Here is a 20,467-nt window from a genome sequence, read left to right on the forward strand (position 1 = left end):
GGTCAACTGCTGATAGCTCATGGTGATACTGCTTTTACTTTGGCGAGCAGAAGGGTACCACCAATCAGCAGTTGGCCACCTCTCGCCATTCATCCATGAGTGTCGCACTTATTATCTGAATTCCCGATGTTGCTCGGATGTACTTGGAGCATCACCGAAATGCTCCACTCTTGGTAAATCACAGCCAAGCGGCCGGTAAAAGCCATAGAGTCCAAGGATATATTTTTAGCGAGGTTTTTGATGACAGTATCTTGTGATAACTGGAAGAACAAAAAGGGAACTGCTGAGCGTAGTTGTTCGTGCGAGTCGTGGAAAAATCACTGGCTGTACATTACGAGTAAGCCTTGGCCGGTGACTTGTTCTGTCGCTGGCTGTACTGCTTCTCCAACGCTAGGTGCGCATGTGTTTCATGCTAATGTTGAGGGAGAGCGAATTGTACCGATGTGTGACGAATGTAATAAAAAATCAGTGGAGTTTAGCCTTAAGGGCCAGACATCAATTCCTCAAGCAAGTAAAGCCGCATGCCCTAAGTAATTAGGGCTCTGCCAATAAAAAACGGCGCCTTTCAGCGCCGTTTTTTATTTCAATCAACCCAACCAAGATCACTGCAACAGCGAGATATCCGCGACTTGCAGGAACAGGTTGCGCAGGTTGTTGAGCAGAGCCAGACGGTTGGCCTTGAGGGCCTCGTCGTCGGCCATCACCATCACTTCGTTGAAGAAGGTGTCGACGGGCCCCTGCAGGGCGGCCAGACGGGTGAGGGCAGCCTGATAGTCACCGGCGGCGAACAGCGGGGCCAGTTTGGCTTGCAGTTCGGCAACCTGGGTGGCCAGCGCCTTCTCGGCGGCATCGACCAGCAGCTCCGGTTTGACGGCAGTCGGCAGTTCACCTTCCACCTTGGCCAGGATGTTGCTCACGCGCTTGTTGGCGGCGGCCAGGGCCAGGGCGGCATCCAGGCTGCGGAAGTGGCTGACGGCCTTGACGCGGCGATCGAAGTCCAGCGGACGGGTCGGGCGGCGGGCCAGCACGGCCAGCACCACATCGGCACCTATGCCTTCGTCCTGATAGGCGGCGCGGAAGCGGCCCAGCATGAAGTCGACCACGTCGGTGACGACGGTGTTGTTGGTCAGCTTGTCGCCGTAGACGCGCACCGCCTCTTCCACCAGTTCAACCAGATCCAGGTCCAGCTGCTTCTCGGTCATGATGCGCAGGGCACCGATGGCGGCGCGGCGCAGGGCGAAGGGATCCTTGTCGCCTTTGGGCAGCATGCCGATGCCGAAGATGCCGGCCAGGGTGTCGAGCTTGTCGGCCAGCGCCACGGCGCAGGCTTCCAGCGCGGACGGCAGGGCATCACCGGCGAAGCGCGGCATGTACTGCTCGTTCAGGGCCACGGCCACCACTTCGTCTTCGCCGTCGTGACGGGCGTAGTGCATCCCCATGACACCCTGGGTGCTGGCGAACTCGCCGACCATGTTGGTCATCAGATCACACTTGGAGAGCAGGCCGGCACGCTTGGCCTGAGCCACGTTGGCACCGATGCGCTCAGCGATAAAGCCGGCGACGGTCTCGATGCGCTCGACCTTGGCCCGGACTGTGCCGAGCTGTTGCTGGAACAGCACTGTTTCAAGGCGCGGCAGGCGGGAGGCCAGGGTCTGCTTGAGGTCGGTCTTGAAGAAGAACTCGGCGTCAGAGAGACGGGGGCGAACCACCTTCTCGTTGCCGCTGATGATCTGGCTCGGGTCTTTCGACTCTATGTTGGTGACGAAGATGAATTTGGGCAGCAGCTTGCCGTTCTGGTCGTAGACCGGGAAGTATTTCTGGTCACCCTTCATGGTGTGCACCAGCGCTTCAGCCGGCACGGCCAGGAACTTCTCTTCGAAGTTGGCGGTCAGCACCACGGGCCACTCGACCAGGGCGGTGACTTCTTCCAGCAGGGCGTCGTCCAGATCGGCAACGCCACCGAAGGCGGCAGCGGCCGCTTCGACGTCAGCCTCGATCTTGGCCTTGCGCGCCATAAAGTCGGCCACCACCATGCCGCGCTCCAGCAGGATCTGCGGGTACTGGTCGGCATTGTCGATTTGGAACTCGCTCTCGCCCATAAAGCGGTGACCGCGAATGGTGCGGGCGGAGTCGATACCCAGGATGTGGGCAGGCACGAGATCGCCGTCCAGCAGCAGGGTCACGGTGAACACCGGACGCACGAACTGGATGGTCTTGTCGCCCCAGCGCATCATCTTGGGGATGGGCAGCTTGGCCAGTGCAGCAGCGACCAGCTCGCCCAGCAGATCTTTGGCCGGACGGCCTTCGACCTTGGCGGTGTGGACCAGCCACTCGCCCTTGTCGGTGACCAGACGCTCGGCCTGCTCAACGGTGATGCCGTTGCCACGGGCCCAGCCTTCGGCAGCCTTGGTCGGCTTGCCTTCGGCATCGAACGCCTGCGCTACGGCCGGGCCGCGCTTCTCGACGCTCTTGCTCGGCTGTTCGCCAGCCAGCTGGCTCACCTTGAGGGCCAGACGGCGCGGTGAAGCAAACCACTCGACGTCGCCGAAGGCCAGATCGGCCTTGGTCAGCTCGGCTTTGAAGTTGTCGGCAAAGGCTTCGGCCAGGGAGCGCAGGGCTTTTGGCGGCAGCTCAGCTGTGCCGATCTCTACCAGAAATGTATGTTGTGCCATGTCCGTTCCTTAACCTTGCTTGTTCTCTTCGTCGCTGCGCTGGCACATCGGGAAGCCCAGCGCTTCGCGGGAGGCGTAGTAAGCCTCGGCCACGGCCTTGGTCAGGGTGCGAATGCGCAGTATGTAGCGCTGACGCTCGGTGACCGAGATGGCCTTGCGGGCATCCAGCAGGTTGAAGGAGTGCGCGGCCTTGAGGATGCGCTCGTAGGCGGGCAGGGGCAGCGGTTTTTCCAGTGCCAGCAGGTGCTGGGCTTCCTTCTCGTACTGCTCGAAGCAGTGGAACAGGAAGTCCACATCGGCGTGTTCGAAGTTGTAGGTGGACTGCTCCACCTCGTTCTGGTGGAAGACGTCGCCGTAGGTGGTCTTGCCCAGCGGGCCATCGGACCAGACCAGGTCATAGACGCTGTCCACGCCCTGGATGTACATGGCCAGACGCTCGAGACCATAGGTGATCTCGCCGGTGACCGGCTTGCACTCCAGGCCGCCAACTTGCTGGAAGTAGGTGAACTGAGTCACTTCCATGCCGTTGAGCCACACTTCCCAGCCCAGACCCCAGGCACCCAGGGTCGGGTTTTCCCAGTTGTCTTCCACGAAGCGGATGTCGTGGATTTCGGGATCCATGCCCAGCTCTTTCAGGGAGCCGAGGTAGAGTTCCTGGATGTTGTCGGGGGAAGGCTTGATGATCACCTGGAACTGGTAATAGTGCTGCAGGCGGTTCGGGTTCTCACCGTAGCGGCCGTCGGTGGGACGGCGGGACGGTTGCACGTAGGCGCAGGCGATGGGCTCCGGGCCCAGGGCGCGCAGGCAGGTCATGGGGTGGGAGGTACCGGCACCCACTTCCATATCCAGCGGCTGAATGATGGTACAGCCCTGGCGGGACCAATAGTCCTGCAGCTGCAGGATCAGGCCCTGAAAGGTTTTGACATCGAATTTTTGCATAGTGTTTTTCGCGCGAAGTGAAATCAGAGCAAGATTTGCTGAATGTGAACCGAAGGAGTATACCGTCTGGCATGGTCGGATAATAGGCGAAATTGTAGGGGATTCATGGGGCGGGGCTGCGCCGGGCCTGGTTGGCCCGGGATGGAAGCCCCCTCATGTCGCCGATGAAATCCCCTTGTCGGACAGAGAGTCGGACAGAGAAAAATAACAGGAGACGAGGAATGGAACTGCGCTGCGCCTGGGTGACCAAGGACCCGGAATATATCGAATACCATGACAAGCAGTGGGGCCGGCCGGTACGCGACCCGCGCGAGCTGTTTGCCAAGCTCTGCCTCGATGGCCAGCAGGCGGGGCTCTCCTGGATCACCATCTTGAAGCGCACCGACAGCTATTACCGCGCCTATGCCGACTTCGATCCCACCCTCATCGTCCGGTTCGACGAACAGGACGTGGCGCGGCTGATGCAGGACAAAGGCATCATCCGCAACCGGCTCAAGGTGCAGTCGATCATCAAAAACGCTCGCGCCTATCTGGCGCTGGAGGCGCAGGGCATCGACTTCGCCGATTACCTGTGGGCCTTCGTCGGCGGCGCCCCCATCGTCAATCGGCGGCAGGGCAACGGCGACATTCCCGCCACCTCACCGGAGTCTGATGCCATGGCCAAGGCCCTCAAGAAGCAGGGCTTCACCTTCGTCGGCAGCACCATCTGTTACGCCTTCATGCAGGCGGTGGGCATGGTGAACGATCATCTGGTGACCTGCCGCTGCCACGCCGAGTGCCAGCAAGCGACGGCGAAGTGAATGGGAGAATGAAAGAAGAAGGGAGGCTCAAGCCTCCCTTCTTCTTTGGTTCTGAATCAACAGGGCTGAAGGGCGTGGCTCAGCGCCTCGCACACCTCGTCGCTGCTCATCAGCCGCACGAAGGGGCCGGCCAGGGTATCGATGATGAGCAGAGCGGGGCGGGGCAGGGCAGGGATGACATGGGTATGGCTCCGTGGTGCCGGGTGCATCTCCCCTGTTCGTGCGACGGCCATGGGGGGTTGGCTCTCTATCGCCAACGTCACACCTTGGCGTCCCCCTGGGTTAGAATGCGCAGCCATCGGCTAGAGTCGTTCTTTTTCAGAGGTTTTTTCATGCATTTCAAGAAACTGGTTCCTGCACTTGCCCTGACCGTCGCCATCACTGGCTGTACTACCAACCCCTACACGGGCGAGCAGCAGACCGGCAAGTCTGCCTGGGGTGCCCTGGCCGGCGCCGCCACTGGTGCCGCCGTGGGGGCGCTCTCCTCCAGCAAGGGTGATCGCAAGAAGGGGATCCTGACCGGCGTGGCCGCCGGTGCGGCCCTGGGTGGCGGTATCGGTTACTACATGGACGTGCAGGAAGCCAAGCTGCGCGAGAAGCTGCAGGGCACAGGCGTCAGCGTGACCCGCAGCGGCGACCAGCTGATCCTCAACATGCCGAACAACGTCACCTTCGACAGCTCCAGCGCCCAGCTGAAAGCCGCCGGTGCCAACACCCTGTCCGGCGTGGCCATGGTGGTTGCCGAGTTCGACAAGACCCGCCTGAACGTGGTTGGTCACACCGACAGCACCGGCTCCCGTGAGCTGAACATGAAGCTCTCCGCCCAGCGCGCCGACGCCGTCGCCGCCCAGCTGATCGGTCAGGGTGTGACCGGCAGCCGTATCGCCACCAGCGGCGTGGGCCCGGATCAGCCGGTCGCCACCAACAGCACAGCAGAGGGTAAGGCCCAGAACCGTCGGGTGACCATCACCCTGACCCCGACCGCGTAAGTTGCCCCTGTTTCGGTAACGAAAAGGAAAAGGCCCCGCCAGCGATGGCGGGGCCTTTTGTTATCTCAGGCTGGGTGGGCGGCTTAGACGGCGGCGGTCAGCTGCACTTCCACCTTGTAGCCTTCGTGGGCGAGGCGGGCCTGCACGCAGGCGCGAACGGGCGCTGTACCCGCCGGGATCCAGGCATCCCACTGCTCGTTGAAGGCGCTGATGTCGCCAATGTCCTTGAGATAGATGTTGGCCATCAGGATCTTGTCGACCCCGGAGCCGTTGGCCTCCAGCAGCCGCTGCAGGCTTTCCAGCACTTCGCGGGTCTGCTGGTGGATGTCGGCGGTCTCGCTGGCGGGGACTTCCACCACATAGAGGGTGCCGTTGTGGATGACAACATCGGACCAACGGGCCGTGGTGCCGATTCGGGTAATCGTCATGGTGCGCTCCTGGGGGGAGGGGGGGCTTATTGACCCTTGCGGATCAGGTAGCGGTAAGGGGCCTGCTCTGTCTCGCTGGCGATCAGGGTGTGATCCATGAAGCGGCAGAAGCTGGGAATGTCGCGGGTGGTGGAAGGATCATCGGCACTGACCAGCAGGGTCTCCCCTTGGGCCATGGTCCGAACGCGCTTGCGCACCATCATCACGGGTTCCGGGCAACGGAGCCCGATTGCATCCAGTTCATGGTTTGCGTCGCAGAATAAATCACTCATCTCTAATCAACCTTCAACCTAATTCGCTGCCAATGATACCCAAGGCTAAAAAATAATCAAACCAGAGGGGCCAATGTCAGCCGATGATACCAAAGTTGGCCCCGGCTCTATGCTGTCGTGGCCTGACGAGTAATATAAAAAATGAAGCATATTCAACAAGGAGGTATGAATATGATCCAGTCACAAGGCAGATTGCAGGCCTATGCGGCCATGGGGTTTCTGGCGTTTTCCATGATAGTGCTGGGCAGCCCGATCGGAAACACCGGCACCTGGTTTGGTGCCATGGTGATGATTGGGCTGGGGCTCTGGATTGAGCTGAGCGACTACTACGAGGATGACGAGGACGAGAACGACCCCTCCTGAGCTCGTCCCCCCAAAGCGACAGAGGCGGATCCCCATCCGCCTCTGTCGTCTTCGCCGGTCAGCGGGCCGAGCGAATGGCCCGCGCCAGATGGTGGGCCGTCAGCTCGGGGCTGGCCCGGCCATCGTTGAAGAAGTTGCCGAGCACATCCATGATGGCCTGACGGGTATTGGTCGGGGTGGCCATCCCCTCCGCCATGCTGGGCAGCAGGGTGCCGCTCTGCTCCGCCGCCTTGAAATCCCGATATGACTTGATGGCGCAGCGATCGAAGCGCTTCATGTCAGGCTCGACGAGTGCCGGGATAGACCCCTTGACCCGGTTGAAGGCCTGCTGGAAGTGCGGCGTCATCAGCAGCCGGGCCAGCTCGCCCTGAGCCTGCAACTGGGCCGGATCCCGCTGCTTGAACATGGCGATGGAGTCCAGGTTGTAGCTGAACAGGCCTTGGCTGCCTGGGCTCGGCAGGCAGTCGACATCCTCGCCTGGGCGGTAGTTGCCGGCGCTCAGCTCCCCCTTCACCCAGTCCCCCATCACCTGCATGGCGGCCTCGCCCGTCTCCAGCTGGTTGGTGGCCTGGTGCCACTTCAGGCCGACGAAACTCTTGGGCACGTAGGCGCGCAGCTGGTGGAAGCGCGACAGCACCCGCACCATGTCCGGGCCGGTCAGGGTCGCCTCATCCTGATCGAGAAAGGCCTTGCGATAGAAGTCGACGCCGCCTTCCCCCAGGGCCACCGCCTCGAACAGCACCGTCAGCTGCCACCCCTCGTTGCCGATGGCGAGCGGGGTCACCCCCTGCGCCTTGAGCTGCTCGGCCACCGCCACGAACTGGTTCCAGTCGGTGGGAGGGGTCAGCTCGAGGCGTGCGAACACCTTGCGGTTGAGCCAGAGCCAGTTGACCCTGTGAATGCCGGTGGGCACCGCCATCAGGGCGCCGTTCTGGCTCAGGGTGTCCCGCACCATGGGGGGCAGTCTGGCGTACCAGCCCAGGTGCTCCGCCATGGGGGTGAGGTCGCGCAGGAAGCCGAGTCCGGCCCACTCCTTGAGCTCATAGCCCTTGAGGTGGGCGGCCTCCGGCGGGTTGGCGGCCAGGGCCCGGCTTTTCAGCACCGTCATGGCGCTCTTGCCGCCGCCGCCCTGGATGGCGAAGTCGTTCCATTGATTGCCAAGGGCCGCCCACTCGGATTTGAGTTCGGCCACCGCCTTGGCCTCGCCACCGGATGTCCACCAGTGCAGCACCTCGACCTGGGAGGCGGCGACGGGCAGGGAGAGCAGGGTGACCATGGCAAACGGAAACAACTTCATACGGTAACTGCCTTGATGGAGGGAGAGTGGCCGACACCGACCGCACGCCACTGGTGCAGCTCCCCGACACGGCAGGAGGCGCAAACGGGAAGGGAGAGCAGGGCGACGCCCGGGAGAGACAACCACTTCATAGGGTGTTTACTGCCTCGGTAGGGAGAGGGTGGCCTGCAGGCCACCCTGGGGACGATTTTCCAGCACCAGATCGCCGCCGTGGGCGTGGGCTATGTTGCGGGCTATGCCCAGGCCCAGGCCGGTGCCGGCCTTATCCGTGCTGAGGCGAACATAGGGCTCGAAGATGCGCTCCAGCTGATCCTCCGGCAGGCCGGGTCCCTCGTCCATGATGAAGAGGATCAGCATCTCTTCGTCATCCATGATGATGATGCGCACCCGCTCGCCGTACTTGATGCCGTTGTCCACCAGGTTGCCGATGCAGCGCTTGAGGGCCAGGGATTTGCCGCGGTAGGGCCACTTGCACAGCCCCTCTATGGTGAGTCGCTCCTCGTGCAGGTTCATGGCCTCGGCCATCTGCTCGAGCAGGGCGTTGACGTCGATATCCTCGATGTTCTCGTGGATGTCGGTCTCTTTCACCGTCTGCAATGCGCCCTTCACCATCAGCTCCAGCTCGTCGAGATCCTTGTTGAACTTGGCTATCTGGGTCTCGTCGTCCAGCAGCTCGACCCGCAGCCGCAGCCGGGTGATGGGGGTCTTGAGATCGTGGGAGATGGAGCTGAAGAGGCGCTCCCTGTCGTCGATATAGCGGCGGATGCGGTGCTGCATGATGTTGAAGGCGCGGGTCGCCGCCACGATTTCCGAGGCCCCCTCCTCCTTGAGCTGGGGCTGGTCGATGTCCTTGCCGAGATTGACCGCCGCCTTGGCGAGGCGGCGCAGCGGCCGGGTCTGCCAGCGCACCAGCAGGAAGGTGAAGAAACAGAGGAAGACCGTCATCAGGGCGATGAAGCGCACCTGGTTGCTCGGCATCACGGTATCGTCGAGGGTCATGTAGGGGGCGGGCAGCAGGGCGGCCAGATAGAGCCACTCTCCCGGCTCTATCTCGATCTGGGTCACCAGCACCGGCGGATTGATGGGCTCCAGCGACAGGGTGTAGCGGGCCCAGGAGGAGGGCAGGTCCGCCAGCAGGGTGTCGTTGTTGAACACATGGAGGTCATCGGGACGGGAGAAGTCCACCTTGATGGCCATGGCATCGGAGAGCTTGCGACTGAGCACCCCATGGACCTCGCTCAGCACCAGGGTCTTGCGCTCGCTGTCCGGGATGGCGCTGATGTGGATCTCCTCCTCGTTCAGGGAGACGAAGAAGCGGCTGCCCCCCATGTTGCGCAGCTGATCCAGGGCGATGTGGCGGTATTGCAGCGGCAGGGACTTGAAGAAGTTGACCGTGGAGGCCGCCGACAGGGCCAGGTTGCGGGTGGTGCTGATCATGCCCTCCAGCTCCCGCTTCTGGATCTGCTGCATCCAGATGCCGGTGAGTATGGTCTGGGAGAGCAGGATGGCGAGCAGCAACAGCAGCAGCATCCGCGACAGCAGGGAGCGGGGCATCAGCACCCGCCAGAGCTGGGCCATTATGAGTGCTCCAGGGGGAGGGCGCGCCTGATCCTCATGGCAGTTCGTGCACTTCCGCGATCAGCATGTAGCCGCTGCCGCGTATGGTCTTGATGATGCGCGGGCTCTTGCCGTTGTCCCCCAGCTTCTGGCGCAGGCGGCTGATCTGCACGTCGATGCCGCGCTCCATGGGCAGGCTCTCGCGGCCCCGGGTGGCGTCCGAGATGGTGTCTCTGTCCAGCACCTGGCCCGGCTGCTGCAAGAACATGTTGAGCAGCACGAAGTCGCTGCCGGAGAGATCCAGCAGGCTGCCATCCTCGTGGGTCAGCTGGTGGCTCAGGGTGTCCAGGGTCCACTCGGCGAACTGCCAGCGGCGGCTCGGCTCTTTTTCTTTCTCCGGCTGACGGAATTCGGCCCGGCGCAGCAGCGCCTTGATACGGGCCTGCAGCTCGCGCGGGCTGAATGGCTTGGCGATGTAGTCGTCGGCACCGAGCTCGAGGCCGATCACCCGGTCGGCCTCGTCGGAGGCGGCGGTCAGCATGATGATGGGTACCTGGGAGTCGCGGCGGATCTGCTGGCAGAGGGTAAAGCCGTCGTCGCCGGGCATCATGATGTCCAGAATGATGAGGTCCGGGCTGTGCTGGGCGAGTTGCTGGCGCATCTCGTTGCCCTCCGCTGCCATCAGTACCTGAAAGCCGGCCCGGGTCAGGTATTCGTTGAGCAGCTCGCGGATCTCTTGGTCGTCATCGACGATCAGCAGTTGTTTGCTCGTTGACATATGTATGTGCATCCACCCATTTTTTTGTGCAGATTGAACCTGTCGGGGGAGCAAAAAGCAAGCAAACCCCCCATCTAATGTGAAGTTAGGGGGGTTATCGCCGCCGTTTTGCCGCACTGAACGAAAAAAAGGCCGACCCAAATGGGGCGGCCAAGCGCAGATTCCGACGGCAAGAGCACACCCCGTGTGGTGTGCTCCACAGACTCAGTCATGGGGCGAACAGGCCGACCCCAAGCGACGCGATACCGGCTCGCCCTCACCCGTCGAAAGGGGGCGACCCGTTTCAATATCCTCCACTCGTTCCCCGCAGGGCCGGGAGCGATCCCTGGCCGGTGGATCGGCCAGGGGGAGGTTGTGCTTACACCCATATGAACCCGATGACAGGGGGATGCCCTGAGCGGCGGGTCTGTCTGGGGGTTAGACCCGCTCGAACACGGTGGCGATGCCCTGACCCAGGCCGATGCACATGGTGGCCAGACCCAGGTTGGCGTCCTTCTCCTCCATCAGGTTGATCAGGGTAGTGGAGATGCGGGCGCCGGAGCAGCCGAGAGGGTGACCCAGGGCGATGGCGCCGCCGTTCAGGTTCACCTTCTCGTCCATCACCTCCAGCAGCCCCAGATCCTTGGCACAGGGCAGGGACTGGGCGGCGAATGCCTCGTTCAGCTCGATCAGGTCGATGTCGGCCATGGTCAGACCGGCGCGCTTGAGCGCCTTCTGGGTCGCCGGCACAGGGCCGTAACCCATGATGGCAGCATCACACCCGGCCACCGCCATGGATCGCACCCGGGCGCGGGGGGTCAGCCCCAGGGCCTTGGCGCGGTCCGCACTCATCAGCAACATGGCGGAGGCGCCGTCGGACAGGGCCGAGGAGGTGCCGGCGGTGACGGTGCCGTTGACCGGGTCGAACACAGGGCGCAGCTGGCTCAGAGTGTCAACCGTGGTCTCGGGGCGGATCACCTCGTCGTGCTCAATGAAGAAGCGGGCGCCGCTGGCGTCGTGCCCTTCCAGCCCGACGATCTCCCTGGCGAAGCGTCCTTCCACGGTCGCGGCATGGGCGCGGCGGTGGGAGCGGGCGGCAAACTCGTCCTGCTGGGCGCGGCTGATGCCGTGCAGCTTGCCGAGCATCTCGGCGGTCAGCCCCATCATGCCGGAGGCCTTGGCCACCGACTTCGCCATGCCGGGGTGGAAGTCCACCCCGTGGCTCATGGGCACGTGACCCATGTGCTCGACGCCGCCGATGATGAAGATATCGCCGTCACCCACCTGGATGGCGCGGGAGGCATCGTGCAGCGCCTGCATGCTTGATCCGCACAGGCGGTTGACGGTGACCGCCCCCACCTGCTTCGGAATACCGGCCAGCAGGGCGGCGTTGCGGGCGATGTTGAAGCCCTGCTCCAGGGTCTGCTGCACGCAGCCCCAGTAGATATCCTCGATCTCGTTGGGGTCGAGGGTGGGGTTGCGCAGCAGGATGGAGCTCATCAGGTGCGCGGACAGATCTTCTGCGCGCACGTTGCGAAAGGCCCCGCCCTTGGACCGGCCCATGGGGGTCCGGATACAGTCGACAATGACTACGTCTTTCATGAATGGATCTCCTGTCCGCAATCAGTAGAAGGTGTTGCCCTGGGCGGCCATCTCACGCAGCTTGTCGCTGACGCGATAGAGCGGGCCCAAGTCGGCATACTGGTCGGCCATGGCGACATAGCGATCCAGGCCAATGGTATCCAGATAGCGGAACACGCCGCCGCGGAAGGGAGGGAAGCCCAGACCGTAGACCAGTGCGATGTCGGCTTCGGCTGGTGTGGCGACAATGCCCTCTTCCAGGCAGAGCACCACCTCGTTGATCATGGGGATCATCATGCGGGCGATGATGGCCTCCTTGTCGAAATCCTGTTTCGGCTTGGCAATGGGGGCCAGCAGCTCGTAGCTGGCGGCGTCTGCCACCTTCTTCGGCTTGCCCTTCTTGTCCTGCTCGTAGGCGTAGAAACCCTTGCCATTCTTCTGACCAAAGCGGCTCACCTCATACATCACGTCGATGGCGGTGCGACCCTCCTTGCTCATGCGCGCCGGGAAGCCCTGGGCCATGACGTCACCGGCATGGTGACCGGTGTCGATGCCGACCACGTCCAGCAGGTAGGCGGGGCCCATGGGCCAGCCGAACTCCTTCTCCATCACCTTGTCGACGGCGGCGAAGTCGGCGCCATCGGCAACCAGCTTGGTGAAGCCGAAGAAGTAGGGGAAGAGCACGCGGTTGACGAAGAAGCCCGGGCAGTCGTTGACCACGACCGGAGACTTGCCCATGGCGGCGGCGTAGGCCACTACGCGGTTGATGGTTTCATCGGAGGTCTGCTCGCCGCGGATGATCTCCACCAGAGGCATACGGTGCACAGGGTTGAAGAAGTGCATGCCGCAGAAGTTTTGCGGGCGCTTCAGACTCTTGGCCAGCAAGGAGATGGGAATGGTGGAGGTGTTGCTGGCGAGCACGGCGTCGTCGCCGAGAACGGCTTCCACTTCGCCCAGCACGGCGGCCTTCACCTTGGGATTCTCGACCACGGCTTCCACTACCAGATCCACGTGCTTGACGCTGTCATAGCTCAGGGTCGGGGTGATGGCAGAGAGCACCTGGCCCATCTTGATGCCGTCAATGCGACCGCGCTCGAGCTGGCCGTTGAGCAGCTTGGTGGCTTCACCCATGCCAAGTGCCAGCGCCTTCTCGTTGATGTCCTTCATCACCGCCGGGATGCCCTTGCTGGCGGACTGGTAGGCGATGCCGCCCCCCATGATGCCGGCACCCAGTACGGCAGCGTGGCTGGTGGCCTTGGCAGCTTGCTTGGCGGCCTTCTTGGCCAGCGCCTTGATGTGCTGATCGTTGAGGAAGATGCCGACCAGCGCCTTGGCGACGTCGGTCTTGGCCAGCTTGATGAAGCCCTGTGCCTCGACGTTGAGCGCTTCGTCGCGGCTCATGCCGGCGGCGGCTTCGACGGTTTTGACGGCTGTCATGGGCGCCGGATAGTGCTTGCCCGCCACGGCGGCAACCATGCCGGCGGCTGTGGTGAAGCTCATCATGGCTTCCAGCTTGGAGAGGCGCAGCTGCGCCTTCTTGACGGCGCGACGGCGCTGCCAGTCCAGCTTGCCCGCGATGGCGTCTTTGATCATCTGCAGCGCGGCGCTTTGCAGTGCTTCGGGTGCGACCACGGCATCGATGGCACCCACCTTGAGGGCGTCATCGGCACGGACATCCTTGCCTGTGGTGATCCACTCCAGGGCGTTGTCGGCACCGATCAGGCGTGGCAGACGGACGGTGCCGCCAAAGCCCGGCATGATGCCGAGCTTGGTCTCGGGCAGGCCAATCTTGGCGCTTGTGTCGGCCAGACGGAAGTCGGTGGCGAGTATGGTCTCGCAGCCGCCGCCCAGGGCGTGACCCTTGATGGCGGACAGGGTCGGCACCGGCAGATCTTCGATGGCGCTGAAGATGTCGTTGGCCTTTTTCAGCCAGCCGAGCAGATCTTCTTGCGGTAGATCGAACAGTTCCAGGAATTCGGTGATGTCGGCGCCGACGATAAAGGCGTCTTTGCCGGAGGTGAGGATCAGACCTTTTAGTTCACGTTCTTGTTTTAATACGGCGATCGCTTCGCTCAGGGAGAGCAGGGTAGCGCGATCCAGCTTGTTGACTGAACCCGGGGCATCGAACCTCAGCTCGGCAATGCCGTCTTCGAGGTAGCTGACCGACAGGGTGTCGCCTTGGTAGATCATGAGAGTGTCTCCTTGTTCCCACATGGTGGGGGGTGGTGCTCCTTTATCCCCAGCAGGGGGCGAGGCTCACTATTGATCCAAAGCATGACAATTTCAACACCTATTTAAAACATTCGTTTAACAGTGTTTGAGTAAAAGCTCTCCATCACAGGATCGGCAAAAGAGAGGCGCCTGGCGGCGCCTGCTGCGAGCATGAGTCGATGATCAGCTGGCCAGCTCGGGCCGGTTGCGATACTGGTTCAAGACCTCGGGATCGGCGAGGGCGTGGGTATTGTTGACCGGTCTGTTGTGCACCACTTCCCGCACCGCCAGCTCCACTATCTTGCCGGACTTGGTGCGGGGAATGGCGTCCACCTGCAGGATGCGAGCGGGCACATGGCGGGCGGTGCAGTGCTGTCGCACCTGCTGGCGAATGCGCTCGCGCAGGGGCTCGTCCAGCTTGCAGCCGGGCTTGAGCTTGACGAAAAGCACCACCCGCTCGTCCTGCTGCCACTGCTGGCCGATGACGATGCTCTCCTCCACCTCGTCCAGCTGCTCCACGTAGCGGTAGATCTCGCTGGTGCCGATGCGCACGCCCCCCGGGTTGAGGGTGGCATCGGAGCGGCCGTAGAAGAGGATGCCGCCGGTGTCGGTCAGTTCAATCCAGTCGCCATGGCACCAGACGTTGTCGAAGCGCTCGAAGTAGGCGGCGTGATACTTGTCGCCGCTCTCGTCTCCCCAGAAGCCGATGGGCTGGGCCGGGAACGGTTTGGTGCAGACCAGCTCCCCCTTCTCTCCCTGCACCGGCTGGCCGGCCTCGTTGAATACCTGCACCGCGAGGCCGAGGCCGCGCCCCTGACTCTCGCCGCGATAGACGGGGCTGAGCGGGTTGCCGATGACGAAGCAGGAGCAGATGTCGGTGCCGCCGGAGATGGAGCTGAGCTGTACGTCCGACTTGATCTGCTGGTAGACGTAGTCGAACCCCTCCGGCGACAGCACGGATCCGGTGCTGCAGATCAGCCGCAAGTGCGGCAAGTCGTGGGTGTTGATGGGGGCATAACCCTGCTTGTGCAGGGCATCGAGATACTTGGCCGAGGTGCCGAACAGGGCTACCCGCTCGTCCCGGGCCAGATCCCACAGCACGTTGCCATCCGGATAAAACGGCGAGCCGTCGTAGAGCACCAGGGTGGCGCCGGAGGCGAGGGCGCTGACCAGCCAGTTCCACATCATCCAGCCGCAGGTGGTGAAGTAGAAGATCCGCTCCCCTGGCTTGATGTCGCAGTGCAGCTGGTGCTCTTTCAGGTGCTGCAGCAGGGTGCCACCTATGCCGTGGACGATGCACTTGGGTTTGCCGGTGGTGCCGGACGAATAGAGGATGTAGAGCGGGTCGTTGAAGGCCATGGGCTCGAAGGCGAGCTGGGCGCCGTGCTGGCTTGCCAGCAGCTGATGCCAGTCGTGCCCCAGTTGCAGGGGCTGGCCCAGCAGGGGGATCATCACAGTCTGCTCTATGCTGCCTATTTGGCTGACCACGCTGGCCACCTTCTGCTGGATGTCGATGGCCTTGCCGCCATAGCGGTAGCCATCCACCGCGAACAGCACCCTGGGACGGGTCTGGCCGAAGCGCTCCACCACGCTGGCCTCGCCAAAATCCGGGCTGGTGGAGGTCCAGACAGCGCCCAGGCTGGTGGTGGCCAGCATGGCCACCAGGGTTTCCGGTATGTTGGGCAGGTAGGCGGCCACCACGTCGCCACGGCCGATGCCCTGGCTGCGCAGCCACTGGGCCAGCCTGGCCACCTGCTCCCCCAGTTCGCGCCAGCTCAGGGTGCGGCTGGCGCCATCCTCGATGCGGGAGAGGATGGCGGGACTCTCGTCCTGGCGGCGCAGCAGGTTCTCGGCGAAGTTGAGGCGGCTGTCGGGGAACCAGCGGGCATGCTGCATCTCCTGGCGGTTCTCCGCCACTATGTCCCCCAGCTCACCCTTGACACCGCAGTGCTGCCAGACCAGGGGCCAGAAGCGGGTGGTCTTCTCCACCGACCACTGATACAGCTCGGCATAGCTTTGCAGTTGCAGGCCATGGAAGCGATTGACCTCGCCCATGAACTGATGAAGGTTGGATTGGCTGATCCTGGCCTGGTCCGGCTGCCACAGACGGCGGTTGTGCATGAGTGATCCCTGGCTGCATATATCTGATGGCAGTGTATTGAACTGTTTCTTATTTGTTAATGCCTGGTTTGTTTTTAACAACAACTCCCCTGTAACCCGTGCTTTACCTCACGAAGCGGCGGTGTGACGGGTCGAGGCCCTCCGAGCTTGATGTTATGCTGGGGTAACCACCATGTCGGAGCAGGATGCCATGAGCAGTTACAGCCAACTTTTCGCCCAGCACATAGAGACGCTGCAGCGCCGCAGCCGCGACATACTGCAACAGCAGGGACTCAGCGGCCTGGCCATCCATGCCGGCCAGGCCCACCGCATCTTCCTCGATGATCAGGATTACCCCTTCAAGGTGAATCCCCACTTCAAGGCCTGGTTGCCGGTGCTGGACAATCCCCACTGCTGGCTGCTGGTGGACGGCGTGAGCAAACCCGTGTTGCTGTTCAACCGGCCGGTGGATTTCTGGCACAAGGTGGCTGACCTGCCCAATGCCTTCTGGGTCGACTTCTTCGACATCCGTTTCCTGACCCGGCCGGAGCAGGTGGCGGATCACTTGCCAGCCGACAGGCAGGGGTGGGCCTACCTGGGGGGGCATCTCGAAGTGGCCGAGTTGCTGGGGCTGACCCAGCCCAATCCGGAGGCGGTGCTCAACTACCTGCACTACCACCGCGCCTACAAGACGGATTACGAGCTGGAGTGTCTGCGTGAGGCGAACCGGCTCGGGGTGCGCGGTCACATCGCGGCCAAGGAGTCGTTCATGGCGGGGGCGAGCGAGTTCGAGATCAACCTGGCCTACATGAAGGCGGTGGGACAGGGAGCCAATGAGGCGCCCTACGGCAACATAGTCGCCATCAACCGCAACGCGGCCATCCTCCATTACACCCAGCTCTCCCATCAGCGGGTGGCCGATGCCGAGCGTCACTCCTTCCTGATCGACGCCGGGGTGGACTTCCATGGCTATGCCTCCGACATCACCCGAACCTGGGCCTGGCGCCGGGGCGAGTTTGCCGATCTCATTGCCATCATGGATGAGCAGCAACAGGCCATCATCGAAGAGGTCAAGCCGGGTCGCCGTTATACGGAGCTGCACCAGCAGATGCACCACAGGCTGGCGCGGGTACTGCAATCGGTCGAGCTGGTGGATATGTCGGTGGACGAGATGATAGGCACCGGGGTCACCAACGTCTTCTTCCCCCATGGCCTCGGCCACTTCCTCGGCCTGCAGGTACACGATGCCGGTGGCTTTATGCAGGATGAGCGTGGCACCCACCTGGCCGCGCCGGAGCAGTTCCCCTACCTGCGCTGCACCCGGGTGATGGAGCCAGGCCAGGTGTTCACCATAGAGCCGGGCCTCTATTTCATCGACAGCCTGCTGGAGCCGCTGCGCCGTAGCGAGCAGGGCAAGCGGGTCAACTGGCACAAGGTGGAGGCGCTGCGTCCGTTTGGTGGCATCCGCATCGAGGACAACATAGTGCTGCATGCCAACGGGGTGGAGAACCTCACCCGACAAGCGGGCCTCTGATGGCGTCGAGCTATCCGATCCCGGCGGCCGGGGTGGAGGTGAGCGAGGAGATCAAGAAGAGCCGCTTCATCACCCTGCTGGCCCATGCCCCGAGCGTGGCGGCCGCCAAGGCCTGGATAGAGGAGGTGCGCCTGGCTCATCCGTCGGCGCGCCATCACTGCTGGGCCTTCGTGGCCGGAGCTCCTCACGACAGCCAGGTCTATGGTTTCAGCGATGATGGCGAGCCCTCTGGCACCGCGGGCAAGCCCATGCTGGCCCAGCTGATGGGGGCGGGGATAGGGGAGATCGCCGCCGTGGGGGTGCGCTACTATGGCGGCGTGCTGCTCGGTACCGGTGGTCTGGTCAAGGCCTATGGGGGCGGGGTGGGCATGGCGCTCAAGGCGCTCTCTACCCGACAGAAGATAGCCAGGCGCTCCTCCCTCATCGAGTGTGATTATGGCGACATGGGGGTGATCGAAGCCTTGCTGCTGAGTCACGCCGGCCAACTGCGCCAGTCGGATTACGGCCAGCGGGTACGACTCGAGGTGGACTGGGCCGATGTCGATTGGCAGCAGGTCAACCGCATCCTGACCGATAGAACCCACGGACGGGTATCTCTGCAGCCCATAGATGGCTAGAATCCATCGCTGTTTCATTGTCGGGAGACGGGGCCTGCATGCACATTCTGAGTATTATCCGCATCGTTGGCCTATTGGTGGCTCTGTTCAGCTCCACCATGTTGCTGCCGGCCCTGGTCGCCTTCGGCTATCGAGACGGGGGCGGTTCTGAGTTCGTCGGCGCCTTCTTCATCGCCCTGTTGCTCGGCTTGCTGCTCTGGTTTCCCAATCGCCATCACAAGAAGGAGCTCAGGTCGAAAGAGGGCTTCCTGATCGTCGTGCTGTTCTGGACCGTGCTCGGCAGTGTCGGTGCCCTGCCTTTCATGCTGGGGGAGGTACCGGACATGAGTGTGTCCGAGGCCTTCTTTGAATCTTTTTCCGGCCTCACCACCACGGGGGCGACCGTGCTGACCGGACTGGATGAGCTGCCCAAGGCTTTCCTGTTCTATCGCCAGTTGTTGCAGTGGCTGGGGGGCATGGGGATCATAGTGCTGGCGGTTGCCATCCTGCCTATCCTAGGCATCGGTGGCATGCAGCTGTTTCGCGCCGAGATCCCGGGACCGGTCAAGGACAACAAGGTGACCCCGCGCATCGCCGAGACCGCCAAGGCGCTCTGGTACATCTATCTGTTCATTACCCTCAGCTGCGCCCTGGCATACTGGATGGCGGGAATGACCCTGTTCGATGCCATCTGCCACTCCTTCTCCACCGTGGCCATCGGCGGTTTCTCGACCCATGATGCCAGCATCGGTTACTTCAACAGCAGTGCCATCAATCTGATCACCGTGTTGTTCCTGATGGTGGCCGGGGTGAACTTTACCCTGCACTTCGCCGCCTTTGCCCACAGGCCGCTGCGGCTCTATGTCTATCTCAAGGATCCCGAGGTCAAGGTCTTCATCGGCCTCCAGATCGGCCTGACCCTGGTCTGTTTCCTGATGTTGATGCACCACGTCAACTATGAGAGCTGGTCAGAAACCCTGGACCATGCCCTGTTCCAGTCCGTCTCCATCGCCACCACGGCGGGCTACAGCACCACGGGATTCTCCGAATGGCCGCTGTTTCTGCCCGTGTTGCTGATGCTGGCCTCCTTCGTGGGGGGTTGCGCCGGCAGTACCGGGGGCGGCATCAAGGTGGTGCGCTTGATGCTGCTGCATCTGCAGGGGCTGAGGGAGCTCAAGCGACTCATCCATCCCCGCGCCGTTTATCGGATAAAATTGGGTAACAAGGCCTTGTCGGAGCGGGTCATAGAGGCGGTGTGGGGTTTCTTCGCCGCTTACGCCATCATCTTTATTCTCTGCATGCTGGGGCTGATCGCCACTGGCATGGATGAGCTGACGGCCTTCTCTGCCGTGGTGGCCTCTCTCAACAACCTGGGGCCGGGATTGGGAGAGGTGGCTCCCCACTTCGCCAGCACGACGGATGCCGCCAAATGGATCATGATCATCGCCATGCTGTTTGGTCGATTGGAAATTTTTACACTTCTGGTACTGTTAACTCCTGCATTCTGGCGTAGTTGAGGTTGGTATGGATAAGATTTTGGTGCTTTATTCCTCTCGGGATGGCCAAACCCGAAAAATCATTGATGTCATGCTGGAAGAGATGCCGGGATGTGAGGTCGTCATGCATGATTTGCACAGCCTGCCCATGTGCAACCTCAGCAAGTACAAGAAGGTCTTGATCGGTGCCTCTATCCGCTACGGCCACTTCCATCCCAGCCTGCTCAGCTTCATCCATGCTCACCATGAGCAGCTGGAAGTCGCCAATGCTGCCTTCTTCTGTGTCAACCTGACTGCCCGCAAGCCAGAAAAGCAGACACCGCAAACCAATGCCTATATGAAGAAGTTTCTGCAAAGCTCTCCCTGGAAGCCGAAGAACCTGGGTGTCTTTGCCGGTGCCCTGCAGTATTCCAAATACAACTGGTGGCAGACCCTCATCATTCAACTGATCATGAAGATCACCGGCGGCAGTACGGATACCAGCCGGGACATCGAGTTTACCGACTGGGACAAGGTACGCACCTTCGCCCGTGATTTCTGGCACAAGCGCTGACGCGTGTGGTCAGCCCCCGAGCCCCGCCCAAGCGGGGCTTTTCGTATGTTTTTTACGATAATTGATGGTTAAATCGACACTTGGTGTTGGATCTTCAGAAAAACGCACTTTTTTGCATTAATTCCCTTGCCAGAAAGTTTTGGCTCCCTATAATGCGCCTCCATCGACAGGGCAAGCGGCAACGCAAACAACCTCGTCGATAACCTCGAAAAGCCTTTGAAAATAGGGCTTGACTCGAGAAGGCGGTTGAGTAGAATGCCACTCCCGCAGCAGCCAAAAGCTGCGTCGCTCTTTAACAATTTGAATCAAGCAATCTGTGTGG

General features: G+C 62.0%; 18 protein-coding genes. 7 read left to right on the forward strand and 11 right to left on the reverse strand.

From position 1 onward, the window contains the following. Positions 1-602: 602 nt before the first annotated feature. Both glyS and glyQ read right to left on the reverse strand, forming a co-directional pair. Complete coding sequence (glyS, locus tag ACLHZ1_RS19330; RefSeq protein WP_427263378.1) at positions 603-2,672, reverse strand: glycine--tRNA ligase subunit beta; 2,070 nt, start codon at positions 2,670-2,672, stop codon at positions 603-605. Between the two features lie 9 nt (positions 2,673-2,681). After that, the gene (glyQ, locus tag ACLHZ1_RS19335; RefSeq protein WP_427263379.1) at positions 2,682-3,611 is read right to left on the reverse strand and encodes a glycine--tRNA ligase subunit alpha; all 930 of its coding nucleotides are present in this window, start codon (positions 3,609-3,611) and stop codon (positions 2,682-2,684) included. A gap of 221 nt (positions 3,612-3,832) precedes the next feature. On the opposite strand from glyQ, the gene ACLHZ1_RS19340 reads away from it, so the two are divergent. Continuing rightward, on the forward strand, positions 3,833-4,411 hold the full coding sequence (locus tag ACLHZ1_RS19340; protein ID WP_427263380.1) for a DNA-3-methyladenine glycosylase I: 579 nt from the start codon (positions 3,833-3,835) through the stop codon (positions 4,409-4,411). A 56-nt stretch (positions 4,412-4,467) separates the two neighbouring features. Here ACLHZ1_RS19340 and ACLHZ1_RS19345 read toward each other — a convergent pair whose 3' ends face one another. Next, positions 4,468-4,644 carry a hypothetical protein gene (locus ACLHZ1_RS19345; RefSeq protein ID WP_427263381.1) on the reverse strand — a complete coding sequence of 59 codons (177 nt, stop codon included), beginning with the start codon at positions 4,642-4,644 and terminating at the stop codon, positions 4,468-4,470. 99 nt (positions 4,645-4,743) lie between these two features. On the opposite strand from ACLHZ1_RS19345, the gene ACLHZ1_RS19350 reads away from it, so the two are divergent. Next, positions 4,744-5,400 (forward strand): OmpA family lipoprotein, encoded by a 657-nt coding sequence (locus ACLHZ1_RS19350; RefSeq protein WP_427263382.1) that lies wholly within the window; start codon positions 4,744-4,746, stop codon positions 5,398-5,400. Positions 5,401-5,483: 83 nt separating this feature from the next. Here the strand turns inward: ACLHZ1_RS19350 and ACLHZ1_RS19355 are convergent, their stop codons facing one another. Continuing rightward, entirely contained in the window at positions 5,484-5,828 is a 345-nt protein-coding gene (locus ACLHZ1_RS19355; protein ID WP_427263383.1) for a RidA family protein, read from the reverse strand. 26 nt (positions 5,829-5,854) lie between these two features. Next, positions 5,855-6,100, reverse strand: a complete 246-nt coding sequence (gene tusA, locus ACLHZ1_RS19360) for a sulfurtransferase TusA (RefSeq protein WP_111875052.1) — start codon at positions 6,098-6,100, stop codon at positions 5,855-5,857. A gap of 171 nt (positions 6,101-6,271) precedes the next feature. Between tusA and ACLHZ1_RS19365 the strand changes: the two genes are divergently transcribed. Next, positions 6,272-6,463 carry a hypothetical protein gene (locus ACLHZ1_RS19365; RefSeq protein WP_111875051.1) on the forward strand — a complete coding sequence of 64 codons (192 nt, stop codon included), beginning with the start codon at positions 6,272-6,274 and terminating at the stop codon, positions 6,461-6,463. 58 nt (positions 6,464-6,521) lie between these two features. Here ACLHZ1_RS19365 and ACLHZ1_RS19370 read toward each other — a convergent pair whose 3' ends face one another. The 6 genes from ACLHZ1_RS19370 to ACLHZ1_RS19395 all read right to left on the reverse strand — a co-directional run bounded on the left by ACLHZ1_RS19370 (position 6,522) and on the right by ACLHZ1_RS19395 (position 15,987). Further along, positions 6,522-7,760, reverse strand: coding sequence for an ABC transporter substrate-binding protein (locus tag ACLHZ1_RS19370; protein WP_427263384.1), 1,239 nt, complete (start codon positions 7,758-7,760; stop codon positions 6,522-6,524). Between the two features lie 138 nt (positions 7,761-7,898). Continuing rightward, positions 7,899-9,338 (reverse strand): ATP-binding protein, encoded by a 1,440-nt coding sequence (locus tag ACLHZ1_RS19375; RefSeq protein ID WP_427263385.1) that lies wholly within the window; start codon positions 9,336-9,338, stop codon positions 7,899-7,901. 34 nt (positions 9,339-9,372) lie between these two features. Further along, the gene (locus ACLHZ1_RS19380; protein ID WP_427263386.1) at positions 9,373-10,095 is read right to left on the reverse strand and encodes a response regulator; all 723 of its coding nucleotides are present in this window, start codon (positions 10,093-10,095) and stop codon (positions 9,373-9,375) included. Positions 10,096-10,512: 417 nt separating this feature from the next. Next, positions 10,513-11,676 carry an acetyl-CoA C-acyltransferase FadA gene (gene fadA / locus ACLHZ1_RS19385; RefSeq protein ID WP_427263387.1) on the reverse strand — a complete coding sequence of 388 codons (1,164 nt, stop codon included), beginning with the start codon at positions 11,674-11,676 and terminating at the stop codon, positions 10,513-10,515. A 21-nt stretch (positions 11,677-11,697) separates the two neighbouring features. Continuing rightward, the gene (fadB, locus tag ACLHZ1_RS19390) at positions 11,698-13,845 is read right to left on the reverse strand and encodes a fatty acid oxidation complex subunit alpha FadB (RefSeq protein WP_427263388.1); all 2,148 of its coding nucleotides are present in this window, start codon (positions 13,843-13,845) and stop codon (positions 11,698-11,700) included. A gap of 204 nt (positions 13,846-14,049) precedes the next feature. Then, a complete protein-coding gene (locus ACLHZ1_RS19395; protein WP_427263389.1) occupies positions 14,050-15,987 on the reverse strand; it encodes an acetoacetate--CoA ligase in 1,938 nt (645 codons plus the stop codon). A 190-nt stretch (positions 15,988-16,177) separates the two neighbouring features. On the opposite strand from ACLHZ1_RS19395, the gene pepQ reads away from it, so the two are divergent. From pepQ to hemG, 4 genes are read left to right on the forward strand one after another with little or no spacing between them, the layout of a single operon-like run. Next, positions 16,178-17,500: a Xaa-Pro dipeptidase gene (gene pepQ / locus ACLHZ1_RS19400; protein ID WP_427263390.1), complete on the forward strand. Its 1,323-nt coding sequence runs from the start codon at positions 16,178-16,180 to the stop codon at positions 17,498-17,500. Then, complete coding sequence (locus ACLHZ1_RS19405) at positions 17,500-18,117, forward strand: YigZ family protein (protein WP_427263391.1); 618 nt, start codon at positions 17,500-17,502, stop codon at positions 18,115-18,117. Before pepQ ends, ACLHZ1_RS19405 begins: the two co-directional genes overlap by 1 nt. 38 nt (positions 18,118-18,155) lie before the next feature. Beyond that, positions 18,156-19,613 carry a TrkH family potassium uptake protein gene (locus ACLHZ1_RS19410; protein WP_427263392.1) on the forward strand — a complete coding sequence of 486 codons (1,458 nt, stop codon included), beginning with the start codon at positions 18,156-18,158 and terminating at the stop codon, positions 19,611-19,613. A 7-nt stretch (positions 19,614-19,620) separates the two neighbouring features. After that, positions 19,621-20,145 (forward strand): menaquinone-dependent protoporphyrinogen IX dehydrogenase, encoded by a 525-nt coding sequence (gene hemG / locus ACLHZ1_RS19415; RefSeq protein WP_427263393.1) that lies wholly within the window; start codon positions 19,621-19,623, stop codon positions 20,143-20,145. The last annotated feature ends 322 nt before the right edge of the window (positions 20,146-20,467 follow it).

The sequence above is a fragment of the Aeromonas sobria genome, from assembly GCF_050266975.1.
Taxonomy (GTDB): domain Bacteria; phylum Pseudomonadota; class Gammaproteobacteria; order Enterobacterales; family Aeromonadaceae; genus Aeromonas; species Aeromonas sobria_B.

What these genes read in the sequence shown, in the direction of transcription:
- glyS (WP_427263378.1), bottom strand. Translation starts at nt 2,672, where the DNA reads ATGGCACAACATACATTTCTGGTAGAGATCGGCACAGCTGAGCTGCCG.
- glyQ (WP_427263379.1), bottom strand. Translation starts at nt 3,611, where the DNA reads ATGCAAAAATTCGATGTCAAAACCTTTCAGGGCCTGATCCTGCAGCTG.
- ACLHZ1_RS19340 (WP_427263380.1), top strand. Translation starts at nt 3,833, where the DNA reads ATGGAACTGCGCTGCGCCTGGGTGACCAAGGACCCGGAATATATCGAA.
- ACLHZ1_RS19345 (WP_427263381.1), bottom strand. Translation starts at nt 4,644, where the DNA reads ATGGCCGTCGCACGAACAGGGGAGATGCACCCGGCACCACGGAGCCAT.
- ACLHZ1_RS19350 (WP_427263382.1), top strand. Translation starts at nt 4,744, where the DNA reads ATGCATTTCAAGAAACTGGTTCCTGCACTTGCCCTGACCGTCGCCATC.
- ACLHZ1_RS19355 (WP_427263383.1), bottom strand. Translation starts at nt 5,828, where the DNA reads ATGACGATTACCCGAATCGGCACCACGGCCCGTTGGTCCGATGTTGTC.
- tusA (WP_111875052.1), bottom strand. Translation starts at nt 6,100, where the DNA reads ATGAGTGATTTATTCTGCGACGCAAACCATGAACTGGATGCAATCGGG.
- ACLHZ1_RS19365 (WP_111875051.1), top strand. Translation starts at nt 6,272, where the DNA reads ATGATCCAGTCACAAGGCAGATTGCAGGCCTATGCGGCCATGGGGTTT.
- ACLHZ1_RS19370 (WP_427263384.1), bottom strand. Translation starts at nt 7,760, where the DNA reads ATGAAGTTGTTTCCGTTTGCCATGGTCACCCTGCTCTCCCTGCCCGTC.
- ACLHZ1_RS19375 (WP_427263385.1), bottom strand. Translation starts at nt 9,338, where the DNA reads ATGGCCCAGCTCTGGCGGGTGCTGATGCCCCGCTCCCTGCTGTCGCGG.
- ACLHZ1_RS19380 (WP_427263386.1), bottom strand. Translation starts at nt 10,095, where the DNA reads ATGTCAACGAGCAAACAACTGCTGATCGTCGATGACGACCAAGAGATC.
- fadA (WP_427263387.1), bottom strand. Translation starts at nt 11,676, where the DNA reads ATGAAAGACGTAGTCATTGTCGACTGTATCCGGACCCCCATGGGCCGG.
- fadB (WP_427263388.1), bottom strand. Translation starts at nt 13,845, where the DNA reads ATGATCTACCAAGGCGACACCCTGTCGGTCAGCTACCTCGAAGACGGC.
- ACLHZ1_RS19395 (WP_427263389.1), bottom strand. Translation starts at nt 15,987, where the DNA reads ATGCACAACCGCCGTCTGTGGCAGCCGGACCAGGCCAGGATCAGCCAA.
- pepQ (WP_427263390.1), top strand. Translation starts at nt 16,178, where the DNA reads ATGAGCAGTTACAGCCAACTTTTCGCCCAGCACATAGAGACGCTGCAG.
- ACLHZ1_RS19405 (WP_427263391.1), top strand. Translation starts at nt 17,500, where the DNA reads ATGGCGTCGAGCTATCCGATCCCGGCGGCCGGGGTGGAGGTGAGCGAG.
- ACLHZ1_RS19410 (WP_427263392.1), top strand. Translation starts at nt 18,156, where the DNA reads ATGCACATTCTGAGTATTATCCGCATCGTTGGCCTATTGGTGGCTCTG.
- hemG (WP_427263393.1), top strand. Translation starts at nt 19,621, where the DNA reads ATGGATAAGATTTTGGTGCTTTATTCCTCTCGGGATGGCCAAACCCGA.